The sequence below is a fragment of the Spirillospora sp. NPDC047418 genome (assembly GCF_040643275.1).
Lineage (GTDB): Bacteria > Actinomycetota > Actinomycetes > Streptosporangiales > Streptosporangiaceae > Spirillospora.
In genome coordinates this window covers 137,096-156,109 of the sequence record NZ_JBEYTW010000012.1, presented here as the reverse complement: position 1 = coordinate 156,109, position 19,014 = coordinate 137,096, and the positions used below count along the sequence as shown (strand labels likewise).

Below are 19,014 nucleotides of genomic sequence, written 5' to 3'. Positions count from 1 at the left end.
TCGGTGCGGCCCCTCACCGAGGAGGACGTCCTGCGCCAGACCCGCCGGGCCCGCTATCTCGCCGGGCGCCGCGGCGGGCTGCTCCACGACGGATCCGGAGAAGGAGAAGGCGGGCGGCGGCACGCTGCAGAAGGCCAAGGACGCCGGCTCCATCACCGTGGGCTTCGCGAACGAGGCGCCCTACGGCTTCACCGACAAGTCCGGAAAGCTGACCGGTGAGGCGCCGGAACTGGCCCGCGTCATCTTCAAGACCCTCGGCATCGACGAGATCAAGGGCGTCCAGGTCGACTTCAGCGGGCTCATCGCGGGCCTCAACGCCAAGCGCTTCGACGCGATCGCCGCCGGCATGTTCATCAACCCGGAGCGGTGCGCGTCCGCGGCGTTCGCGAACCCCGAGTACGTCGCCAAGAGCGCCTTCATGGTCAAGGAGGGCAACCCCGACGGCCTGAAGAACGAGAAGGACCCGGCGGCCAAGGGCGTCAAGGTCGGCGTCCTCACCGGCGCCGTCGAGGCCGGCTACGCCGAGAGCACCGGCGTGAAGAAGGGCGACATCAAGACGTTCGCCGACCAGGCGAGCGCCTACGAGGGCCTCAAGGCCGGCCGCGTCGACTGCATCTGGCTGACCCGCATCTCGCTGGCCGACCTGCTGTCCAAGCACAAGGGCGAGGGCTTCGAGGTGACCGACGCGTTCACCCCGGTCATCGACGGCAAGGAGCAGCTCGGCGCCGGCGCGTTCGCGTTCCGCAAGGCCGACTCGGACCTGGTGACCGCCTGGAACGGCGAGCTCGCCAAGCTCAAGCAGCAGAACGGCCTGCTGCCGATCCTGCAGCCCTTCGGGTTCACCCAGGACGACATGCCGGGCCCGGACGACACCGCCGCCAAGTTCTGCAAGGGCTGATCGCCCGTGTCCGACGTCCTCGACAGCTACCCCCAGTGGCTGGACGGCGCGTGGGTCACGGTTCGGCTCACCCTGCTCGGTGGCGCGCTGGCGCTGGTGCTCGCCCTGCTCTTCGGCATGGCGGGCACCTCGCGCCACGCGGGGGTGCGCGTGCTGAACCGGGTGTACGTCGAGTTCTTCCGCGGCAACGCGACCCTCGTCCTGCTGTTCTGGTTCTTCTACGCGCTGCCCCTCCTCGGCCTGCGGCTCGCGACCACGTTCGCGGCGGTGCTGGCGCTCGGCCTGAACGTCGGCGCCTACGGCGCGGAGGTGGTGCGCGGCTCGATCAACGCGGTCCCGAAGGCGCAGTACGAGGCGACGATCGCGCTGAACTTCACGCCGTTCCAGCGGATGCGGCGGGTCCTGCTGCCGCAGGCGTTCGCGCTGATGCTGCCGCCGTTCGGGAACCTGATCATCGAGCTGATGAAGGGAACGGCCATCGTGTCCCTGGTCGGCCTCGTCGACCTCACCAAGGTCTCCAAGAACGTGCAGGGCTTCACCGGCGAGACCGTGGCGGCGTTCTCGGTGGTGCTCGTCCTGTACTTCATCATCGCGCAGGTGCTGCAGCTGTTCGTCCGCTACGCCGAACGGCGCGTGGACCGCATGCTCGGCCGCCGGCCGTCGCGTGAACCGGCCCTCGGGACGGTCGCGGCGGGCGCGCCCGGGGCGGGGGTGGGCTGATGCAGTGGGACTGGCAGTACTCCGGGGACATCCTCCCCGACCTGCTGGACGGCCTGCGCTACACCGTCATCGCGACGCTGCTCGGCTACGTGATCGCGCTGATCCTCGGGCTGGTGTGGACGCTGCTGCGCCGCACCCCGAGCCGGGTGTTCAACCAGGCGATCCGGTGGATCACCGAGTTCATCCGCTCCACCCCGCTGATCCCGCAGCTGTACTTCGTGTTCTTCGTCCTGCCCGCCTGGGGCGTCACCATCGGGCCGCTGACCGCCGGGATCATCACCCTCGGCGTCCACTACTCGACCTACACCGCCGAGGTGTACCGGGCGGGGATCGCCGACATCCCGCGCGGCCAGTGGGAGGCGTGCACCGCGCTCAACCTGCCGAGGTCGCGGGTGTGGCTGGACGTGATCCTGCCGCAGGCGATCCGCCGGGTCATCCCGACCCTCGGCAACTACCTGATCGCGATGTTCAAGGACTCGCCGATGCTGATGGCGATCAACGTGGCGGAACTGCTGTTCATGGCCAACAAGGTCGGCTCGGTGAGCCTCGAGTTCGTGGAGCCGATGACCATGGTCGGCCTGTTGTTCGTCATCGTCAGCGTCATATCCTCGATACTCGTCCGCCGCTTGGAGAGGCGTTATGCCACCACCTGACACCACACCGGAAACACCCACCCCCGAGGACGGCGGGGCGGACGCCGTCACCGAGAAGGACGCTGTCGCGGGACTGCCGTCCGGCGCCGCGCCGGGGATCCGCTTCGAGAAGGTGGTCAAGCGGTTCGGCTCCAATGTCGTCCTGCGCGAGCTCGACTTCACCGTGGCGCCCGGCGAGCGGGTGACGCTCATCGGGCCGAGCGGGTCGGGCAAGACCACGATCCTGCGGCTGCTGATGACGCTGGAGACGCTGGACGAGGGCGTCATCTGGATCGGCGACGAGACGCTGTGGCACATGGAGCGGGGCGGCAGGCGCGTCCCGGCCGGCCACAAGCACCTGCACGAGATGCGCAAGCAGGTCGGCATGGTGTTCCAGCAGTTCAACCTGTTCCCCAACATGAACGTGCTCCGCAACCTCACCGAGGGGCCGGTGCGCGTGCTGGGCGTGTCGAAGGACGAGGCGGTCGAGCGGGCCCGCGGCCTGCTGGACCTCGTCGGGCTCGCCGACAAGGAGAACGCGCATCCGACGCAGCTGTCCGGCGGGCAGCAGCAGCGGGTGGCGATCGCGCGGGCCCTCGCCATGCAGCCGAAGGTGCTGCTGCTGGACGAGGTCACCTCCGCCCTGGACCCCGAGCTCGTCGTCGGCGTCCAGGACCTGCTGCGCGACATCGCGCGGCAGAGCGACCTCACCATGCTGTGCGTCACCCACGAGATGAACTTCGCCAGGGACATCTCGAACCGGGTCCTGATGTTCGACCAGGGCCAGATCGTCGAGGAGGGGCACCCGGACCAGATCTTCGGCGAGCCGTCCGAGCAGCGCACCCGGGACTTCCTGCAGGCCGTCCTGGCATCGTGAGCAGGGCGCCCCGCAGCGGGCCGTCCTGAGGATCGCGGGCTCGTTCCCGCGCGTCGCCCGCGTCCCCGTCGCCCCGGGGACGCGGGCGACTCCCGTCTCGGCGGCCGATCACCCCGCCCGGTCCAGTACCGAACGTCATTCTGTACCGTGGTACTTACGGACGAGGGAGGCGATGGGCATTTCGACGGGCACTTCGATCGTCGGGCTCGGCATGACCGAGCTCGGCAAGGTGTACGGGCGGAGCCCGCGGCGGCTCGCCGCGGACGCGGTGCGGCTCGCCGCGCAGGACGCGGGCCTCGCGCTCGCCGACGTGGACGGGCTGCTGGTCAGCCACGGGATGGGCGGATCCCCCGGCATCGAGCTGGCCGGCACGCTCGGGCTGCGCGACCTGCGGCTGCTGTCCCAGGTCAACTCCTTCGGCGCGACGGCCGGGGCGATGGTGTCCTACGCGGCGATGGCGGTCCTCAGCGGGACCGCGACCACCGTGGCCTGCGTGTTCGCGGACGCGCCGCTGAAGCCGAAGCAGTCGGCCGGCTCGGCCTACAACCGGGACGCCCGCGAATGGTACGGATTCGGCGGGATGACGGCGGCGCTCGGGCTGCGCAGCGTCAACTCCTTCTACGCGCTCGCCGCCCAGCGGCACATGGCCCGCTACGGGACGACCAGCGAGCAGCTCGGCGCGATCGCCGTGGCGACGCGGGAGTGGGCGTCCCGCAACCCGCTCGCCCAGATGCGCGACCCGATCACCCTGGAGGACCACCAGAACTCCCGCTGGGTGTCCGAGCCGCTGCACCTGCTGGACTGCTGCCTGGTCTCCAACGGCGCCATCGCGGTCATCGTGACCGGCGACGACCGGGCCCGCGACCTGCCCCGTCCGCCCGTCCACCTGTGGGGGTGGGGGCAGGGCCATCCCGGGCACCGCAAGGAGCGCGGCAGCGACTTCGGCCTGACGACCGGCGCCGCCTCCTCGGGGGCGACGGCGATGAAGATGGCCGGGGTCACCCCGGCCGACGTGGACGTGTGCGAGCTGTACGACTGCTACACCTACACGGTCCTCGTGTCCCTGGAGGACTACGGGTTCTGCGCCAAGGGCGAGGGTGGCGCGTTCGCCGCGTCCGGCGCGCTCGGTCCCGGCGGTTCGCTGCCGACCAACACCGGCGGCGGGCAGCTGTCGGCGTACTACATGTGGGGCATGACGCCGCTGTCGGAGGCCGTGATCCAGGCACGCGGGGACGGCGGCGAGCGGCAGGCGCCGTCCACCGACGTGATCCTCGTCAGCGGGAACGGCGGCATCCTCGACCACCACTCCACGCTGATCGTCAGCCCGCACCGGAAGGGGGCCTAGCCGATGGAGATCGGCGTTCTGCGGCGGGACGGGCGCACCGACCCGTTCTTCGACGGCACCGCGTCCGACCGGCTGGTCATCAGGCGCTGCGCGGCGTGCGACCTGTGGTTCGCGCCGGACGCGACCGGCTGCCCGGACTGCGGCGACGAGGACCTGTCCTGGGCGGAGGCGAGCGGCGACGCGACCCTCGTGACCTGGACCGTCCTGCCCAAGGACCCGCCCGCCCAGCTGGCGCTGGTCGAGCTGGCGGAGGGCCCGTGGCTGCACGCCCGCCTGGACGGGGTGGCCCGCGACGACCTCCGCGAAGGCCTCCCTCTGCGCGTCGCGTTCGAGCACCCGGACGAGGGCGAGTCCTACATCCTGTTCCGCCCCTAGACGGTTCCGAGCCCAGACGGTTCCGGCTCTAGACCGAATGACATTCGGTCCGTTAGCGTCGGGGCCATGAACACCGAGGTCTGCACGCGATTCGGCATCGAGTTCCCGCTCTTCGCCTTCAGCCACTGCCGCGACGTCGTCGCCGCCGTCACCAACGCCGGCGGCTTCGGCGTCCTCGGGGCCGTCGCCTACACCCCCGACCGGCTCGAAGAGGAACTGCGCTGGATCGACGACCACGTGCACGGCCGCCCCTACGGCGTGGACGTCCTGGTCCCCGGCAAGATCGACAAGTCGGCGGAGGGCGGCGGCGGCCTCGACGCCATGCTCGCCGCGATCCCGGCCGAGCACTGGGCGTTCCTCACCGGCCTGTTCGAGAGGTACGACGTCCCGCTGCCCGACTTCGAGAAGGCCAAGCGGTCCAACGCGCGCGGCGGCACGCAGGTCACCGCCAAGGGTGCGACCGAACTGATCGACGTGTCGCTCGCGCACCCGATCGGCCTCATCGCCAGCGCCCTCGGCACCCCTCCCCCGCTCATGGTGGAGAAGGCCCGCGCGGCCGGCGTGCCCGTCGCCGCGCTGGTCGGGACGTCCGAGCACGCCCGCCGCCAGGTCGCCGCCGGCGCCGACCTGATCATCGCGCAGGGCGGCGAGGCCGGCGGGCACACGGGCGAGATCTCCACGATGGTCCTGGTCCCCGAGGTCGTCGACACGGTCGCCCCGGTGCCCGTCCTCGCCGCCGGCGGCATCGCCACGGGCCGCCAGATGGCCGCGGCCATGGCCCTCGGCGCGTCCGGCGTCTGGTGCGGCTCGGTGTGGCTCACCACGGAGGAGGCGGAGACGTCCCCGGCCGTGAAGGAGAAGATGCTCGCCGCCACGTCCCGCGACACGATCCGCTCGCGGTCCCGCACCGGCAAGCCCGCCCGCCAGCTCCGCTCCGCCTGGACGGAGGAGTGGGAGGGCCCGGACAGCCCCGGCCCGCTCGGCATGCCGCTGCAGATGATCGTCGCCGAAGGGGCGATGCGGCAGATCACCAAGGTCGCCGAGTCCGGCAACCCCGGCGCCCGCGCCCTCGCCAACTACTTCGTCGGCCAGTGCGTCGGCCTCATGAACACCGTCAAGCCCGCCCGCCAGGTCGTCTACGACATGGTCGAGGACTTCGCGAACGCCGTCGAGCGCCTCAACACCATCACGAGCGAGGACTGAACCACCGCCCGAACCCTCGAACCACCCGGACCGCTTGAACCGGACGCCCCCGGACGGTGATCCGGTCGTCACCGTATGACGCCCGAACGCCCGCGGCCCTACGCTTCCCGGAGCACTGACCCACGTCCCGGAAGGCTGAGCCGCGGGCGACCCCGACCTTCCGAGTCCGGTCGCGGGCTCCTCGCGTTGTTCGACTGGATGTCCGGGCGGCCGCCGTGGCGGCTGAACTTCCGCCCGCACCCCGCCCCCGCCGTCGGCAACGGCGACGAGATCGCCGCGATCGCGCTGGCCGACACGATCTCCCAGCCGCCTACGTGGACGCACACCCGGGTCGCCGTTCGGCCGGCTGTGCTTCCCCCCGCTCCGACCTCGTCCGAACGCTCCAGGCCGCCATTGCCGAACCCCGCCCGGACGGCTCCCCCGCCCCGCCCCCGTACCGCCGCTCCCCCGTCGCCGCCGTCGCCGCCGTCGACCGCTGGAACGAGCAGGCCCGGCTGTTCCGCCGGCAGAGTGGGCCGCTGGGCACCGTCATCCACCACACGGCGTTCGCCCCACCTGCCGTTCCTCATCACCGGCGACGCCGACCAGACCAACGGGTTCTTCCCCCTCGCCCGCAACCTGCTCGGCATCGGCGCGCCCCGCGTCCGCCCCGACGAACCGCTCCTCGTGGACGGCCAGATGGCCCTCACCTACGACGCCCCACTGTCGCCCTCGGCCAGGCCGCGCAGAACGCCTCCACGGGCCTCGGCCTCACCGCCGCCGGACCGGACGACGTGCCAGGCAGCCGCTCCCCCCGCCCCCGCTGACCATCCACCGTGGCGGGGGCGAATCGACCCCGACCATGTCCTGCCGCGGCGCCGGCCCGGCGGGGCGGCAGCGGCGGTCTCCGACGGCGGGGCACCGTCGGCACCGCGCCCAGCGCCGCCCGCGACGGGGGCGGCCAGGGCCGTCGGTTCACCAGGCGCGGCGTCAGCGTGGGCGCGGGCACCGTGTCGATGCCGGTCACCAACATGCCGAGGCCGGTCTGCACCGTGCTCCAGCCTCCCTCGGAAAGGTGGAAATGACCAGAACGCCATCGCCGTGGCCCGCGCCGCCTACAACGAGCGCGCCACCGCCCCGCGGGCGCCTGCCGAACGTGAAACAGCCGAACGCGACGCCATCGCTCGCGGCGTCCTCCCGGCCCGGCGCTAGTCCCAGCGGAGCGGCGGTGGACCCGGGAAGCGCATCCATACCGCGGTCCGCTCCCCGGCCGTCCGCACGCCCCACTCCAGGCTGAGCGCGTCGATGATCCGCAGCCCTCGTCCGTCCTCGGCGAGCGGATCGTCCCGCATCACCGGCCGCGCCCCGCCCGCCCCGTCATCGGTCACCTCGGCGACGACGTCGTCCCTTACGACGGAGAACAGCACCGTCACCGTCCCCCGCCGCCTCGACGCCGTGTGCTCGACCGCGTTCGTGAACGCCTCGTTCACACATGTCTGGACGTCCCCGAGCGACGGATGCCCCTCCCCCAACACGTCCCGCGCGAAGAGTCGCACGTGCTTCGCCGACTGGCGGATACACCCTCAAGACCGCCGGCGCGCACCTCGAACGCTCCCCGTCGTCCCTGAGCCAGATCGAGAACGGCGTGCAATGGCTGCGCCTCCGCGACCTCGGCTTCATCCTCGACCAGTACAACGTCCCCACCGACCTCCGCGCCGCCCTCATGACCCTGGCCGAACAAGACCGGCAACCGGGCTGGTGGGACGCCTACAAAGACCTGGTCAGCCCCGAGGCCCTCGATTACGCATCCGTCGAGGACAGCGCCGCACGGATCATGATTACCGAGACGACCTACATCCCCGGACTCCTTCAGACCGAGGGCTACGCCAACGCCCTCCACCAGCGGCAGGTGCCCGAGAACCCGCCTGAGCAGATCGGACGCTGGGTGGCCTTCCGCCTTGCCCGGCAGCAACGCCTGCACGGACCGCGCCCGCCACGGCTCGACGTGATCCTCGACGAAGCGGCCCTGCGTCGGATGCGCGGTGGACGGCACATCATGAGGTCACAGCTTCGGCGGCTGCTGAATGAGATGGAGAAGGAGTACCTTCACCTGCACGTTCTTCCGTTCGACACCGATCCGGGCACTGCTTACGGCGGCCACTTCGAGCTTTTGGAGATCGGTGCACCGCCGTTCCTCGGCATCGTGCTGATCGACCATCTGACCGGACGGTGGATCTTGGAAGGAGAGAGGGAGGTCTCGCAGTACAGAGACAAGTTCGAAGAGGTGCGGAGCTCGACACTCTGCGAAACCGCGTCGCACGAGGTGATCGAGAGAATACTCTCGAAGCTATGAGGGGATCAGACCTGTCGGACGCCTGTTGGCGAAAAAGCAGTCATAGCAGCTCCCAAACTCAAGAATGTGTCGAGGTAGCGTCCACCTGGCGTAAGAGCAGCTACAGCGGCTCACAGGCCAGCAGCTGTATCGAGATGACCCAAGCTGCTCGGGTAGTGGCAGTGCGGGACTCGAAGGATCCAGAAGGGCCCGTCCTCACCTTCGCTGCCCGCACCTGGCGCGACTTCCTCACTACGCTCAGGGATCGGCATTCCTCCTTGTAGCCGCTGGTAGCGGGGACGTCGACCTCCCTCACTGCCATGTGGACGCGGTCGGGCGGGAAGTGCGCCTGCCCGGCCCGCGGCCCTGGAGTCGACGGCTTGGCCGCCCGTCCGGAAAATGTGTTGGACGGGCGTCCGTCTCTGGCGATACTGCCCAGGTGGAACTGACGCAGGCCATCAGCGATTGGCGGAGCCGTGGATTCGCCATCCTGCCTTGCTACCTTCCCGACGAGGTGCTGGCCCCGGCGGTCGCCGAACTGGAACTGATGTTCCCTTCGGCCGAAGGATTCGACGATGGCGGGGACCCGCGCCGGGGACGCTTCGTCGGTGACGAGTTCGCCGGAATCGACTCGTTCCCCTTCGCCAGCACGGAGATCAGCCTCCTGGCCGTGCAGGACCGTCTCGTCCAACTGGCCAGGACATTGCTTCATGGCGACGATGTGCGGATCTACTCCGCCGAGGCGTGGGCGAAGTACACCGGGGCGAACGATTACGACCAAGAACTGCACCGTGATTACCTCAACCACACCCTCGTCGTCCCCACTTGTGGGACCGAGCAGCAGCAAGTCGAGATGTTCGTCTATCTGGTCGACGTCCCCGAGGACCTCGGGCCGCCCCACCTGGTGCCGGCCGACCACACCGCGGACCTGCCCGCCAAGCCCAACTGGTATCCGCGCCACGACCCGTCCGGTGCGAGCGACGTTGACGCCGATGCGCCGGGTGGATTCCTGGCTCCGGCCCGCCCGGAACTCTACGAGCGTGAAGTGTCCGCCGCGGGTCCCGCCGGCACCGTGGTGGCGTTCGAACTCGGCACCTTCCATAGGGGCACCGCCGTGACCCGCCCTGGTGGTGCGCGCTACACCATGCACCTCGGATTTCGGCGCGCGGAAGTCGAGTGGAGCAACCGTACGGGCTGGGCGAACCGCAGCCACGACCCGGCCTGGTACCGCTTCGTCGAACGCGCCTCTCCAGCTCAGCTTGAACTGTTCGGGTTCCCACCTCCCGGACATCCCTATTGGACGCCGCACACCCTCGACGGCACAGCCCTTCGCTACCCGGGCCTCGACTTGTCCCCCTGGCGCACCCGCCTGGACACTGCCGTCCGCGATCCGTCCTGGTAAGGCGCATCGACCCCAGCCATCGGCCCCGGCCTTTGGCGCCCCTTTACGGCGCGCGCGTGGCTGGGGTGCTCTTTTTATCGCTTTAAGGGCGGCGCTGGCGGGTGACAGTTGATGTGGCCTTCCGAAGGTGGGCGCGCTCGTTTTCCCTGTGTCGCCAATTGCTGTCACTTTGGTTTCGGTAGGTGGCTGGGGAGTGGTGGTGATCTCCCGGCCCGGCACGTGGTTGCTCGGAAGGGAATGATCAGCTGCGGCGTGGCGGGTGCGCGAAGCGTGGGCGGCTCGCTGCGGTCAGTGGATGAACAATCGCCGCTACTGGCGGAAATTTTCCTGGAAAATAAAAGTGGGGACATAATGTTGTATGTCCAAAATGCCCGGCGATGAAGGTGGCGACTTGAGATATAATTGAGGAACGGATTGAGGGTGGAGGTGACCACCGTGTCCATGTCAGACGAGAGCACTGCGCCCCGGCGTGAATGGGAAGACCGGGAGTGGTTTCCGCCGGGGCCACAACTGGCGGTCTGCCTTTCCGGTGGGAAAAGGCACCTGGCCGAACTGACCGACACCGAACTCCTCCAGGTCGCCGCGGCCGCACGCCGTCAGACCTCCTGGGCGCAGGCCCGGGAGTTGGCCGCCATCGCCGAGCTCACCGAGCGGCGCACCCGGGCCGAAGCCGACGGCGATTCCGACTACCGGACCCTGCCCGCCCGCGAATCCGTCGCCGAGGAACTCGCCGCCGCGCTCACCGTCACCGGCAACACCGCCGCCACATTGGTCCACTTGGCCGAGCGCCTTACCGGTCGGCTCTCCGACACCGGTGCCGCCCTCGAAACCGGGCACCTGGATTTCGCCAAGGCCCGCGTCATCAGCGATCTCACCGACCAGCTGCCCGAACCGGTCGCCCGCAGGGTCGAGGCGGCGGCGCTGCCGAAAGCACCCGCCCAGACCACGGGCCAGCTGCGCCGCGCCATCAAGCGGATCCTTCAGCGGCTCGCCCCCGAGGCGATCGAGGAACGCGAGCGCGAAGCGGTCCAGCAGCGGCGGCTGGAGATCTGGGACACCCCATCCGGCACCACCGATCTGGGTCTGTGCGACCTGCCCGCCGAGGACGCCCACGCCATCTTCAACAAGATCAGCGCCGCCGCGCACGGCATCAGGCATGACGGCGACTCCCGTCCCCTGAACATGATCCGCGCCGACCTGGCAACCCAGCTTCTGCACGGGCACGCCCTCCCCGAGTCCATCAGCAACCTCCTCACCACGGCGAACGAAGCCGCTCCCCCGGCTCTGGCACGCCAGCGCACAGAGGATGTCGAGGAGACCCCGGAACGCGAGGACGAACGTCCGGCGCCCGCGTTCGACGGCCATCCCCACCGGGATGCCACCGATCAGCATCCGGCGGCGCGCCTACCCACTCGTCCCGCCGGCGGCTGCCTCCCAGCCCGGACGGCAGTCCCGCACCCGTACCCCGGCGGCCAAGGACTGGCGGTCATGCCCGAAGGCCGGGTCGACGGCCGACCGGCCGTCGCCGGTGCCGTCAACGGGGCCGCGATCGACGCCATCCGCACCGCACACCCTCCGGGCGGTCAACCCATCGCCACCCACTCAAGCCCGGGGACGCACCATCCAAGCGGCAAAAGCGGCAGTACGCACTCAGGCCCGGGAACACACCCTCCAGGCGATCTGGCCGATTTCACGCCCTCAGGCCCGATGACAGATCAGGTGGCACGCAAACCCGGCGAGCACTCGGGGGCCAGTGTCCCCGACCCCGAAGTTGCTCCGCGCCCGCAGCCGGAGAACGCCGTGGAGTCACGACATCTGCGGTTGGTGACCGCGCCCGAACTGCGGGTCGGCGGATACCTAGCCGCTCCCGGCATCGCTGCCGCCGCCAGGACGCGAGACGACGCGGACTGGGCAGCGGAACTGGCCGGACGACGCCTCGCACACCTGAGCACGCGCACCGCCTCCCGTGACCTGGTCAGCGCCGTGCCGCGCGCCGTGCGACGCATCCATCAGGAACTCGCCCGAGCCCGCGAAGCCGCCTGCCAAGGCGGCGACCAGACGCACGGCCGCCCCGGATACCGTCCGCCCGCCGCGTTGCGCCGGGAGATCGAGGGCCGCCACTCCACCTGCGTGTTCCCGACCTGCAACCAGCCCTCGCACCGCTGCGACCTCGACCACACGGTGCCCTGGCGGCCAGGCGTAACGTGCCGCTGCAACCTCGCCCCGCTCTGCAGACGCCACCACCGGCTCAAACAAAGCCCAGGCTGGACGCTCCACCAGATCTGGCCTGGCCTCCTCATCTGGACCACGCCGTCAGGCACCTGGTACATCGTCCGCCCGGACCTGAAGTAGCGCCGTACGCGCGGCAGCTTGCCAGGTGACCGTGAAACCGCCGTGCTCTGTGGTTTCCCTCAGCCAGTCGCGCCAGAGAGCGTCGAGCGCTTGCCTGACCTCCCGGGCGTTGACGGTCCAAAGGCCGTTGCTCAGAAACTCGAACTCGGGAATCTCGAACTCCCCCGGGCACCGTTTGCGCGGAGGCTGCACGTTCTGCCTCGTCGTAGGCGTCCCGTCGGCTCTGATCAGCGGTCGCCCAGTCCTCAACGCTGGAGAACGGCCATCGGGAAAGGGACGCGGCTCGGCCGTGTACGTGATCCCGACTTGGCCACGTGCGGGGCGGCAGGTCGAGGCGGTCAGGCCCAGGCTCGGCAGCGCACCCTCGGCGCCCTCGCGGTCCTCACTCCAGCAGGTCTGCCGCAGCACGTTCAGCATCACCAGCGTGAACCGCTGCTTCTCCCACCGCACGAAGGGGTTGGGTTGGTGTCACGGCTGCGGCCTAGGCTGATCATGTGTCAGTGGATCTCATCGCAACTGTTCGTGACCCGGTCGCGTTGGCTGAGGTGCTGGAGACCGAGCGCGGCGTGCTGAAGGTGCTGTTGGCCACCGATTCGCTGCCTGATCTGGTGGTTGTCGAGGGCCGCGAGTATGAGCGTGGGGTTCAGGTTGCGCCGGGTCATCCGATGGCGGCCGCGGAGGTTGCGGCGGTGATGGTCGCTGAGGCCATTCCCCCCGGGCCTGATGGGGTAGCCGGGTCTCGCTTCTTCGAGTTGGATGTGGCCGGGTTCGAGGAACGAACATGGATCATGTTGTTCGACTTTCACTATGAGGATGGTGAGTGCGAAGGCGGTTGGCCGGTGCAGGCTTTGGCGAGCCCCACTCGCTCATGTGTAGGGGTGGTTGTTGCTGCGGGATTCGCCCTGGCTGCGGCCATCGAGGGGCGTGGCGAGTTCACCGACGAGACCCGGATGTTGCGGCCACCGGTCGACGACCCTCGGCGATTCATCGAGCAGACGCGGCTTCGAGAGCCAGGCGACGACTTCGCGGCTCAGTGCGAGAAGTTTCTGCGCCAGTTCCCCGATCTTGGAGGATGGCCGCCGGATCGTTGCGTCAGCCGTAGTTGATCACCTCTGCGGGGCGGACGGATAGGGCGGTCGAACAATGTGCGGGAGTGGCTTGCCCCGGCGTGGCTCGGAACTCGCGAGGTGCTGGGCCGACTGGGGTGGCGGCGTCCGCGAGGCGGTGGAGGAGCTGCGCGTTCGTCGTCGGTGAGCGGATGGCAGCGAGCATGCGCTGCGGATCTCGATGGTGTGGACGGTTGCGCGGGAAGTAGCCGGCCAGGCAACGCCTATAGCGGTCCTGGGCAGCGGCCGCCGGGTCGGGCAAGTCGAACCACTCGAACTCGTAGCCCAGAGCGACGCATTGTCCGACACCGCGCGCTCCTGTGCCAGAGAGTTTTTGTTCGCGCGGCAGGACGGGATGTTCGGTCACCATTCGGGTGCTGCGAGGGCGCGGACGGCGGATGGGCTTCGGGGTAGCGTCTGGGGGACGTCCTGCAATTGAGGGAGGCGCTGTGGCCGGGGGCGATGAGGGGTGGGGCGGGGCGTTGTGGGCGGCCGCCGATCTGCTCACTCCGATGGCCATCCGGGTGGCGGCGACACTGCGGCTGGCCGATCACATCGCGGGTGGCGCGCGGACGGGTGAGGCGCTCGCCGTGGCGGTGGGCGCCGAGCCCGATGCGCTGGGACGGCTGCTGGGGCATCTGGTGACCGCCCGTGTGCTGGCCGGTGAGGGTGATGGCGTCTACGGCCTGACGGCCCTGGGCGAGCAGCTTCGCGACGATCATCCGGGGGGCTTGCGGGCCTGGCTCGACCTGGAGGGGGCCATCGGGCATGCCGACCTGAGCTTCGTCGAACTGCTGCACACCGTTCGTACCGGGGAGCCCGCTTTCCCGCGCCGTTTCGGCCGGACGTTCTGGGACGACCTGTCCGCCGACTCGGGGCGTGCGGCGTCGTTCGACGCGCTGATGGGCGGGCGGCTGGCGGAGGAGATGCCCGCTCTCGCCGCCGCCTACCCCTGGGGCGGCCTCGGCCGCATCGTCGATGTGGGTGGCGGCGATGGCAGCCTGCTGATCGCCGTCCTTCGCGCCCACGAAGATCTGCGGGGGACGGTGATCGACCTCGCCGGGCCGGTCGCGCGGGCCGAGGAGGCCATCGCCGACGCCGGTCTGGGCGATCGGGCCGATGCCGAGGTGGGCAGCTTCTTCGATCCCCTTCCTGCCGGGGCGGGCGGGTACCTGCTGTCCGGTGTCCTGCACGACTGGGACGACGAGCACGCCGCCCGCATTCTGCGGCGGTGCGCCGAGGCGGGCTCGGGGACGGGGAAGGTGCTCGTCGTGGAGAACGTCGCCAATGTCGAGGGCTCCACGCGGGACACCGAAGGCGATCTGCGCATGCTCTGCTATGTCCGCGGCCGGGAGCGAACCCTCGGTGAACTGGGCGAGTTGGCCGCGTCGGCCGGTCTGCGGGTCGGCTCGGTCAGGCCGGGCGGGCAGCACTCGATCATCGAGCTGGAGCCGTCCCGCTGACGCCGGTCCTCGCCGGAGAAGCGCTCCCACGCGGACTGGCGGGTGATGCCCAGTGCCGCACCGATCCGGGCCCAGGTGCAGCGGATCGTCATGGCGCCTCCCGTCCGTCAGGGGAAGCCTGACAAGCGATCACTGCGTGGGACGATGGTGCGATGCCCGTTCCCGAGCCCATCGCCGTCGACGCACCGGGGCCGGTCGTGCGGCCGTGGCTCACGCAGTGGTGGCTCGACCTGGCGTTCGTCCACTGGGCCGTCGAGCCGCGACGGGTGGCGCCGCTGCTGCCGCAGGGCGTCGAACCCGACACGCTGGACGGGGTCACCTATGTCGGGCTCGTCGCGTTCTGGATGCACCGGGTCGGGTGGCTCGGGCTGCCCGGCATTCCGTACCTCGGAACGTTCCCCGAAACGAACGTCCGCCTGTACTCGGTGGACGCACAAGGGCGGCGGGGCGTCGTGTTCCGTTCGCTGGACGCGTCGCGGCTGCTGCCCGTGGCGATCGCGCGGGCGGGGCTCGGGATGCCCTACCAGTGGTCGCGCATGTCCGTCCGGGCCCGCAAGGACGTCATCACCTACACCAGTTCGCGGCGGTGGCCGGGGCCGCGCGGCGCCCGCAGCCGGATCGACGTGCGGATCGGCGAGCGGGTGGACGAGCCGTCCGAACTGGAGCATTTCCTCACCGCGCGCTGGGGCATGCACAACGAGGTCCTCGGGCGGGTGCGGTTCCTGCCGAACGTCCATCCGCGGTGGCCGCTGCACCGGGCGACGCTGCTGCGCTGCGAGCAGGACCTCGTGGCGGCGGCGGGGCTGCCGGGGCCGCTGGGCGAGCCGGTCAGCGTGCTGTACTCGCCGGGCGTGCCGGTGCGGTTCGGCCTTCCGGCCGGCTGATCAGACGGCCGAGCGGCCGGGGAAGCGCATCACCGGGTTGCTGCGTCCGGCCAGGAGGAGGACGAGCACGATCCCGGCGGCGGCCCAGACCGCCAGGACGACCAGGGGCCGGGTCAGGTCGTTGCCGTCGAAGTAGACGGCGTTCCGGACGGCCTCCGTGCCGGCCCAGTTGGGCAGCCAGGGGCCGACGTCCCGCCAGAACCCCGGCAGCATCTGCAGCGGCCACGGCCCCCCGGCGGACGGGTTGCCGAGCACGACGAACACCAGGATCGCCAGCGCCGTCCCGATGATGCCGAGCAGGCTCTCGGCGGCGGCCGTCGCGACCGCGACGGCGAACACGCAGAGGGCGCCGACGCCGGTGAGCAGCCAGGGACGGCCGGGCAGGTAGCCGTAGCCGGTCTCCACGATCAGCGTCCCGGCGGCGCCGATGGCCGCCGAGTACACCGCGAAGGCGAGCAGGCGGGCGACGGCGTCGTGCAGGGTCATGGCCGCCATCCCCCGGTAGAGGCCGACGATCGCGGCGACCAGGTAGCCGCTGACGATCCACGCGATCACCAGGTAGAACGGGACGAGCCCCTCGGAGTCCCCGGGGTCGGCGGGCACCACGTCCCGCACGGACAGGGTCTGCCCGCCGGACGCCGCGACCTGCGCGAACGCGCCGCGCAGCAGGCCGCTGGTGGCCGGGCCGAAGGCGGTGGTGACGAGCAGCCGGCCCTGCCGCGGGACGTAGGCGCCGTAGACGTCGCGGTGGCGGATCGCCCGCTGCGCGGCCTCGGCGGTCGGGTACGCGCGCGTGTCGAACGTGTCGCCCTGGCGGTCCAGCGTGGCGCCGATACGGGCGGCGGTGTCCGGCGGGCCGACCACGGCCACCGGCACCCGGTGCGGGTGCGGCGCGTGGAGCCCGCCCACGTAGGACGCGATGAACGCCGTGCCGAGCAGGAAGACGGCCACCATGAACAGCGCGGTGACCGGATAGGAGACACCGCGTTCGGGCCGAGGCGAGCCGCTCATTGCATATGGCTACCCATACCTCACGTTCCGTAACGGCGGTTGCGTACACGGAGGCTCGGATGGCTGATCGTCGAGCACCTCACCCTGCCGGAGGTGTTCCCCGAGGACGGGATGCGGGACCTCGTCGCGCTCGCGGTCGAGCGGGCCCTCCCCCGCTAGGACAGCGGGCGGCCCGGCCCCTTCTTGATCTGCTCGATGAACAGCTGGGCCAGGGCGTGCTGGCCGGCGACCGTCGGGTGGTAGCTGCGCGGCTCGGCCTCCAGCGCCGGCAGTTTCACCGCGAGGCCGTTCATATAGGCGTTGGCGCTGCCCACCTCGTGGCCGGCGAACGCGCTGTAGGCGTCGACGAACTCGACGCTGCCGTGGGCGCGGGTCGCGGCCTTCCGCGCGTCGGCCTCGGCGACGGACTGGCGGATCAGCTGCCCCAGGTCGTAGGCGCGGGCGTTCAGCCAGCGCTGGTCCGACACCGTGATGTTGTCCCCGTCCACGCCGCTGACCTCGGAGAACGCCTTCGGGTAGCCCATCACGATCACCCGCGCGTTGGGCGCCCGCGCGGTGATCTTCGCGAGCAGGGCCGGCAGGGACTGGCGCAGCTCGGACATCTTCCCGGCGATCTCCTGCCCCTGCTCCGTGCAGCCCTTGCCCCACGGCAGCTTCACGACGCATCCCGCGAGGACCTTGGAGAACCCGACGTCGTTGCCGCCGATGCTGATCGTGACCAGGCTCGTGTCGCGGCCGATGCGGCCGATCTGCGGGGGTTCGCCGCCCCGTCCGTCCAGGACGTCGTCGGTGGTGGCGCCGGAGCAGGCCCAGAACGCGGTGCCCTTGGCGAAACGGAAGGTCTGCGCGACCTCGTGGTAGTACGCCTTGGACGTCCGGTGGCAGCGGGCGAGCGGGTTGTGGTCGGCCGGGGTCGCCTCCGCGCCGACGCCCGCCGAGTAGGAGTCGCCCAGCGCGACATAGGAGCCCCGCGTGGCCGCCTCGAGCGGCGTGGGCGCCCGCGTCGCGGCGACCGGATCGGCCCGCTGCTGCGGGGCGGGCGTGCGGCATCCGCTGCCGAAGACCTCGCAGCGCGCCGCCGGCAGCGCCACCAGCGGCACCGTGGCCAGCACCAGCAGCACCACCAGGAGGACGATCGCGGCCCTCCGCTCGCCGAGGCGGCCCCGCACCCATGCGACCGGGCTGATCATCGTCCTCCTTCGCGTCCATGGGCAGACGTCCGCGGGCCGTCCCCGGTTCCCGCCTTTACATTGTAGATCTCCAATTGGAACGCGTCCGGGCGGCGGCGCGTCCAAGGCATCAACGATAGGTCAGCGGGAGGGACGCATGCTCGCGGCGCTCACCGGCCTCGGCCTCTCCGCCGCGGCCGGCCTCAACGCCTACATCCCGATGCTGGTCGTCGGGCTGCTCGCGCGTTACAGCGACCTCGTGCGGCTGCCGGCCGAGTCCGGCTGGCTCACCGACGGGCGGGTCCTCGCCGGGCTCGGCGTCCTGCTCGCCGTGGAGATCGTCCTCGACAAGGTCCCCGTCGTGGACAGCGTCAACGACGCCGTGCAGACGCTCGTCCGCCCGGCCTCCGGAGGCGCCGTGTTCGCGGCGACCGACGCCGCCGGGCGGCTCGACTCGTCCGCCTTCATGCAGGAGCACCCGTGGATCGGCTGGGGTCTCGGCATCGGCGTGGCGCTGCTCGTCCACGCGACGAAGGCATCCGTGCGGCCCGTGGCGAACGCGGGGACGATGGGCGCCGGGGCGCCCTTGCTCAGCACGATCGAGGACGCCGCCTCCCTGGTGATGAGCGTGCTGGCGATCCTCGCGCCAATCATCGGGCTCATCGCCGTGCTGCTGGCCGGGTACGCGGGCTTCCGCCTGCTGCGGCGCCGGCGGCGACGGCGGGCCGCTAGGCGGTCGGCGGCCGGACGGTCGGCTCCCGAGCGGTCGGCGCCCACATGACGACGCGCGGCCCGAGGTCGTGCAGCCCGGCCTCGATCTCGGCGGCCCAGTAGGACCTGATGCCCGGCCCCCACCGCTCCGCGGGCAGCTCCGCGAACCCGTGGCGGGCGTACCAGGGGCCGTTCCACGGGACGTCCCGGAAGGTCAGGAGGCTGACGCCGGGTGAGCCTGCCGCCGCCGCGCGCGCCCTGACCGCCGCCAGCAGCCGGGCGCCGATCCCCCGCCCGGTCAGGCCGCCGCGCACCGAGATCTGCTCCAGGTGCGCGGCCCCGTCGACCTCCTCGACCGCCGCGAAACCGACCGGCGGGTCGCCGGCCACCACGATGTCGGCGGCCTTGCCGGTCAGCTGCTCGATCACCGTCGGGCCGGGCGGGAACACGATCCCGACCCCGGCGAACATCGGATCGCCCGAGTTCTCGATGTCCGCCAGTCCCGGCAGGTCCGCGGCCCGCGCCGGCCGAACCTCGTAGTCCATCCCGCGATCG

Annotated in this window: 19 protein-coding genes; 15 read left to right on the top strand and 4 right to left on the bottom strand. The window is 70.8% G+C overall.

All coding sequences use genetic code 11. From position 1 onward, the window contains the following. From ehuB to ABZ806_RS10610, 7 genes are all read left to right on the top strand, one after another. Positions 1-898: ectoine/hydroxyectoine ABC transporter substrate-binding protein EhuB (ehuB, locus tag ABZ806_RS10640; protein WP_500216644.1), on the top strand; the 898-nt coding region annotated here is incomplete at its 5' end. Positions 899-904: 6 nt separating this feature from the next. Next, complete coding sequence (gene ehuC, locus ABZ806_RS10635) at positions 905-1,618, top strand: ectoine/hydroxyectoine ABC transporter permease subunit EhuC (RefSeq protein ID WP_500216643.1); 714 nt, start codon at positions 905-907, stop codon at positions 1,616-1,618. After that, positions 1,618-2,271, top strand: coding sequence for an ectoine/hydroxyectoine ABC transporter permease subunit EhuD (ehuD, locus tag ABZ806_RS10630; protein WP_500216642.1), 654 nt, complete (start codon positions 1,618-1,620; stop codon positions 2,269-2,271). Before ehuC ends, ehuD begins: the two co-directional genes overlap by 1 nt. After that, entirely contained in the window at positions 2,258-3,127 is an 870-nt protein-coding gene (ehuA, locus tag ABZ806_RS10625) for an ectoine/hydroxyectoine ABC transporter ATP-binding protein EhuA (protein ID WP_500216641.1), read from the top strand. Before ehuD ends, ehuA begins: the two co-directional genes overlap by 14 nt. A gap of 172 nt (positions 3,128-3,299) precedes the next feature. Then, positions 3,300-4,472, top strand: coding sequence for a thiolase family protein (locus ABZ806_RS10620; protein WP_500216640.1), 1,173 nt, complete (start codon positions 3,300-3,302; stop codon positions 4,470-4,472). Positions 4,473-4,475: 3 nt separating this feature from the next. Then, complete coding sequence (locus ABZ806_RS10615) at positions 4,476-4,847, top strand: Zn-ribbon domain-containing OB-fold protein (RefSeq protein WP_500216639.1); 372 nt, start codon at positions 4,476-4,478, stop codon at positions 4,845-4,847. 66 nt (positions 4,848-4,913) lie between these two features. Next, positions 4,914-6,050, top strand: coding sequence for an NAD(P)H-dependent flavin oxidoreductase (locus ABZ806_RS10610; RefSeq protein ID WP_500216638.1), 1,137 nt, complete (start codon positions 4,914-4,916; stop codon positions 6,048-6,050). 1,187 nt (positions 6,051-7,237) lie between these two features. Here the strand turns inward: ABZ806_RS10610 and ABZ806_RS10605 are convergent. After that, complete coding sequence (locus ABZ806_RS10605) at positions 7,238-7,585, bottom strand: ATP-binding protein (protein WP_500216637.1); 348 nt, start codon at positions 7,583-7,585, stop codon at positions 7,238-7,240. Positions 7,586-7,674: 89 nt separating this feature from the next. Here ABZ806_RS10605 and ABZ806_RS10600 point away from each other — a divergent pair, with 89 nt between their 5' ends. From ABZ806_RS10600 to ABZ806_RS10570, 7 genes are all read left to right on the top strand, one after another. Beyond that, positions 7,675-8,382, top strand: a complete 708-nt coding sequence (locus tag ABZ806_RS10600; RefSeq protein WP_500216636.1) for a DUF5753 domain-containing protein — start codon at positions 7,675-7,677, stop codon at positions 8,380-8,382. After that, positions 8,379-8,645: a DUF397 domain-containing protein gene (locus tag ABZ806_RS10595; protein WP_500216635.1), complete on the top strand. Its 267-nt coding sequence runs from the start codon at positions 8,379-8,381 to the stop codon at positions 8,643-8,645. Before ABZ806_RS10600 ends, ABZ806_RS10595 begins: the two co-directional genes overlap by 4 nt. Before the next feature lie 155 nt (positions 8,646-8,800). Then, complete coding sequence (locus ABZ806_RS10590; RefSeq protein WP_500216634.1) at positions 8,801-9,763, top strand: phytanoyl-CoA dioxygenase family protein; 963 nt, start codon at positions 8,801-8,803, stop codon at positions 9,761-9,763. A gap of 420 nt (positions 9,764-10,183) precedes the next feature. Continuing rightward, positions 10,184-12,115 (top strand): HNH endonuclease signature motif containing protein, encoded by a 1,932-nt coding sequence (locus ABZ806_RS10585; protein ID WP_500216633.1) that lies wholly within the window; start codon positions 10,184-10,186, stop codon positions 12,113-12,115. 500 nt (positions 12,116-12,615) lie between these two features. Next, on the top strand, positions 12,616-13,221 hold the full coding sequence (locus tag ABZ806_RS10580; protein WP_500216632.1) for a hypothetical protein: 606 nt from the start codon (positions 12,616-12,618) through the stop codon (positions 13,219-13,221). A gap of 449 nt (positions 13,222-13,670) precedes the next feature. Continuing rightward, a complete protein-coding gene (locus tag ABZ806_RS10575) occupies positions 13,671-14,684 on the top strand; it encodes a methyltransferase (protein ID WP_500216631.1) in 1,014 nt (337 codons plus the stop codon). Positions 14,685-14,836: 152 nt separating this feature from the next. Continuing rightward, positions 14,837-15,568, top strand: a complete 732-nt coding sequence (locus ABZ806_RS10570) for a YqjF family protein (RefSeq protein ID WP_500216630.1) — start codon at positions 14,837-14,839, stop codon at positions 15,566-15,568. Here the strand turns inward: ABZ806_RS10570 and ABZ806_RS10565 are convergent, their stop codons facing one another. Together ABZ806_RS10565 and ABZ806_RS10560 are read right to left on the bottom strand one after the other, a co-directional pair. Continuing rightward, positions 15,569-16,579 (bottom strand): hypothetical protein, encoded by a 1,011-nt coding sequence (locus ABZ806_RS10565; RefSeq protein ID WP_500216629.1) that lies wholly within the window; start codon positions 16,577-16,579, stop codon positions 15,569-15,571. 155 nt (positions 16,580-16,734) lie between these two features. Then, positions 16,735-17,769 carry an SGNH/GDSL hydrolase family protein gene (locus ABZ806_RS10560; protein WP_500216628.1) on the bottom strand — a complete coding sequence of 345 codons (1,035 nt, stop codon included), beginning with the start codon at positions 17,767-17,769 and terminating at the stop codon, positions 16,735-16,737. 136 nt (positions 17,770-17,905) lie between these two features. Here ABZ806_RS10560 and ABZ806_RS10555 point away from each other — a divergent pair, with 136 nt between their 5' ends. After that, entirely contained in the window at positions 17,906-18,529 is a 624-nt protein-coding gene (locus ABZ806_RS10555) for a DUF4126 domain-containing protein (RefSeq protein ID WP_500216627.1), read from the top strand. Here the strand turns inward: ABZ806_RS10555 and ABZ806_RS10550 are convergent. Further along, entirely contained in the window at positions 18,477-19,004 is a 528-nt protein-coding gene (locus ABZ806_RS10550; RefSeq protein WP_500216626.1) for a GNAT family N-acetyltransferase, read from the bottom strand. The two genes, ABZ806_RS10555 and ABZ806_RS10550, sit on opposite strands and share 53 nt — an antisense overlap. Positions 19,005-19,014 lie beyond the last annotated feature (10 nt).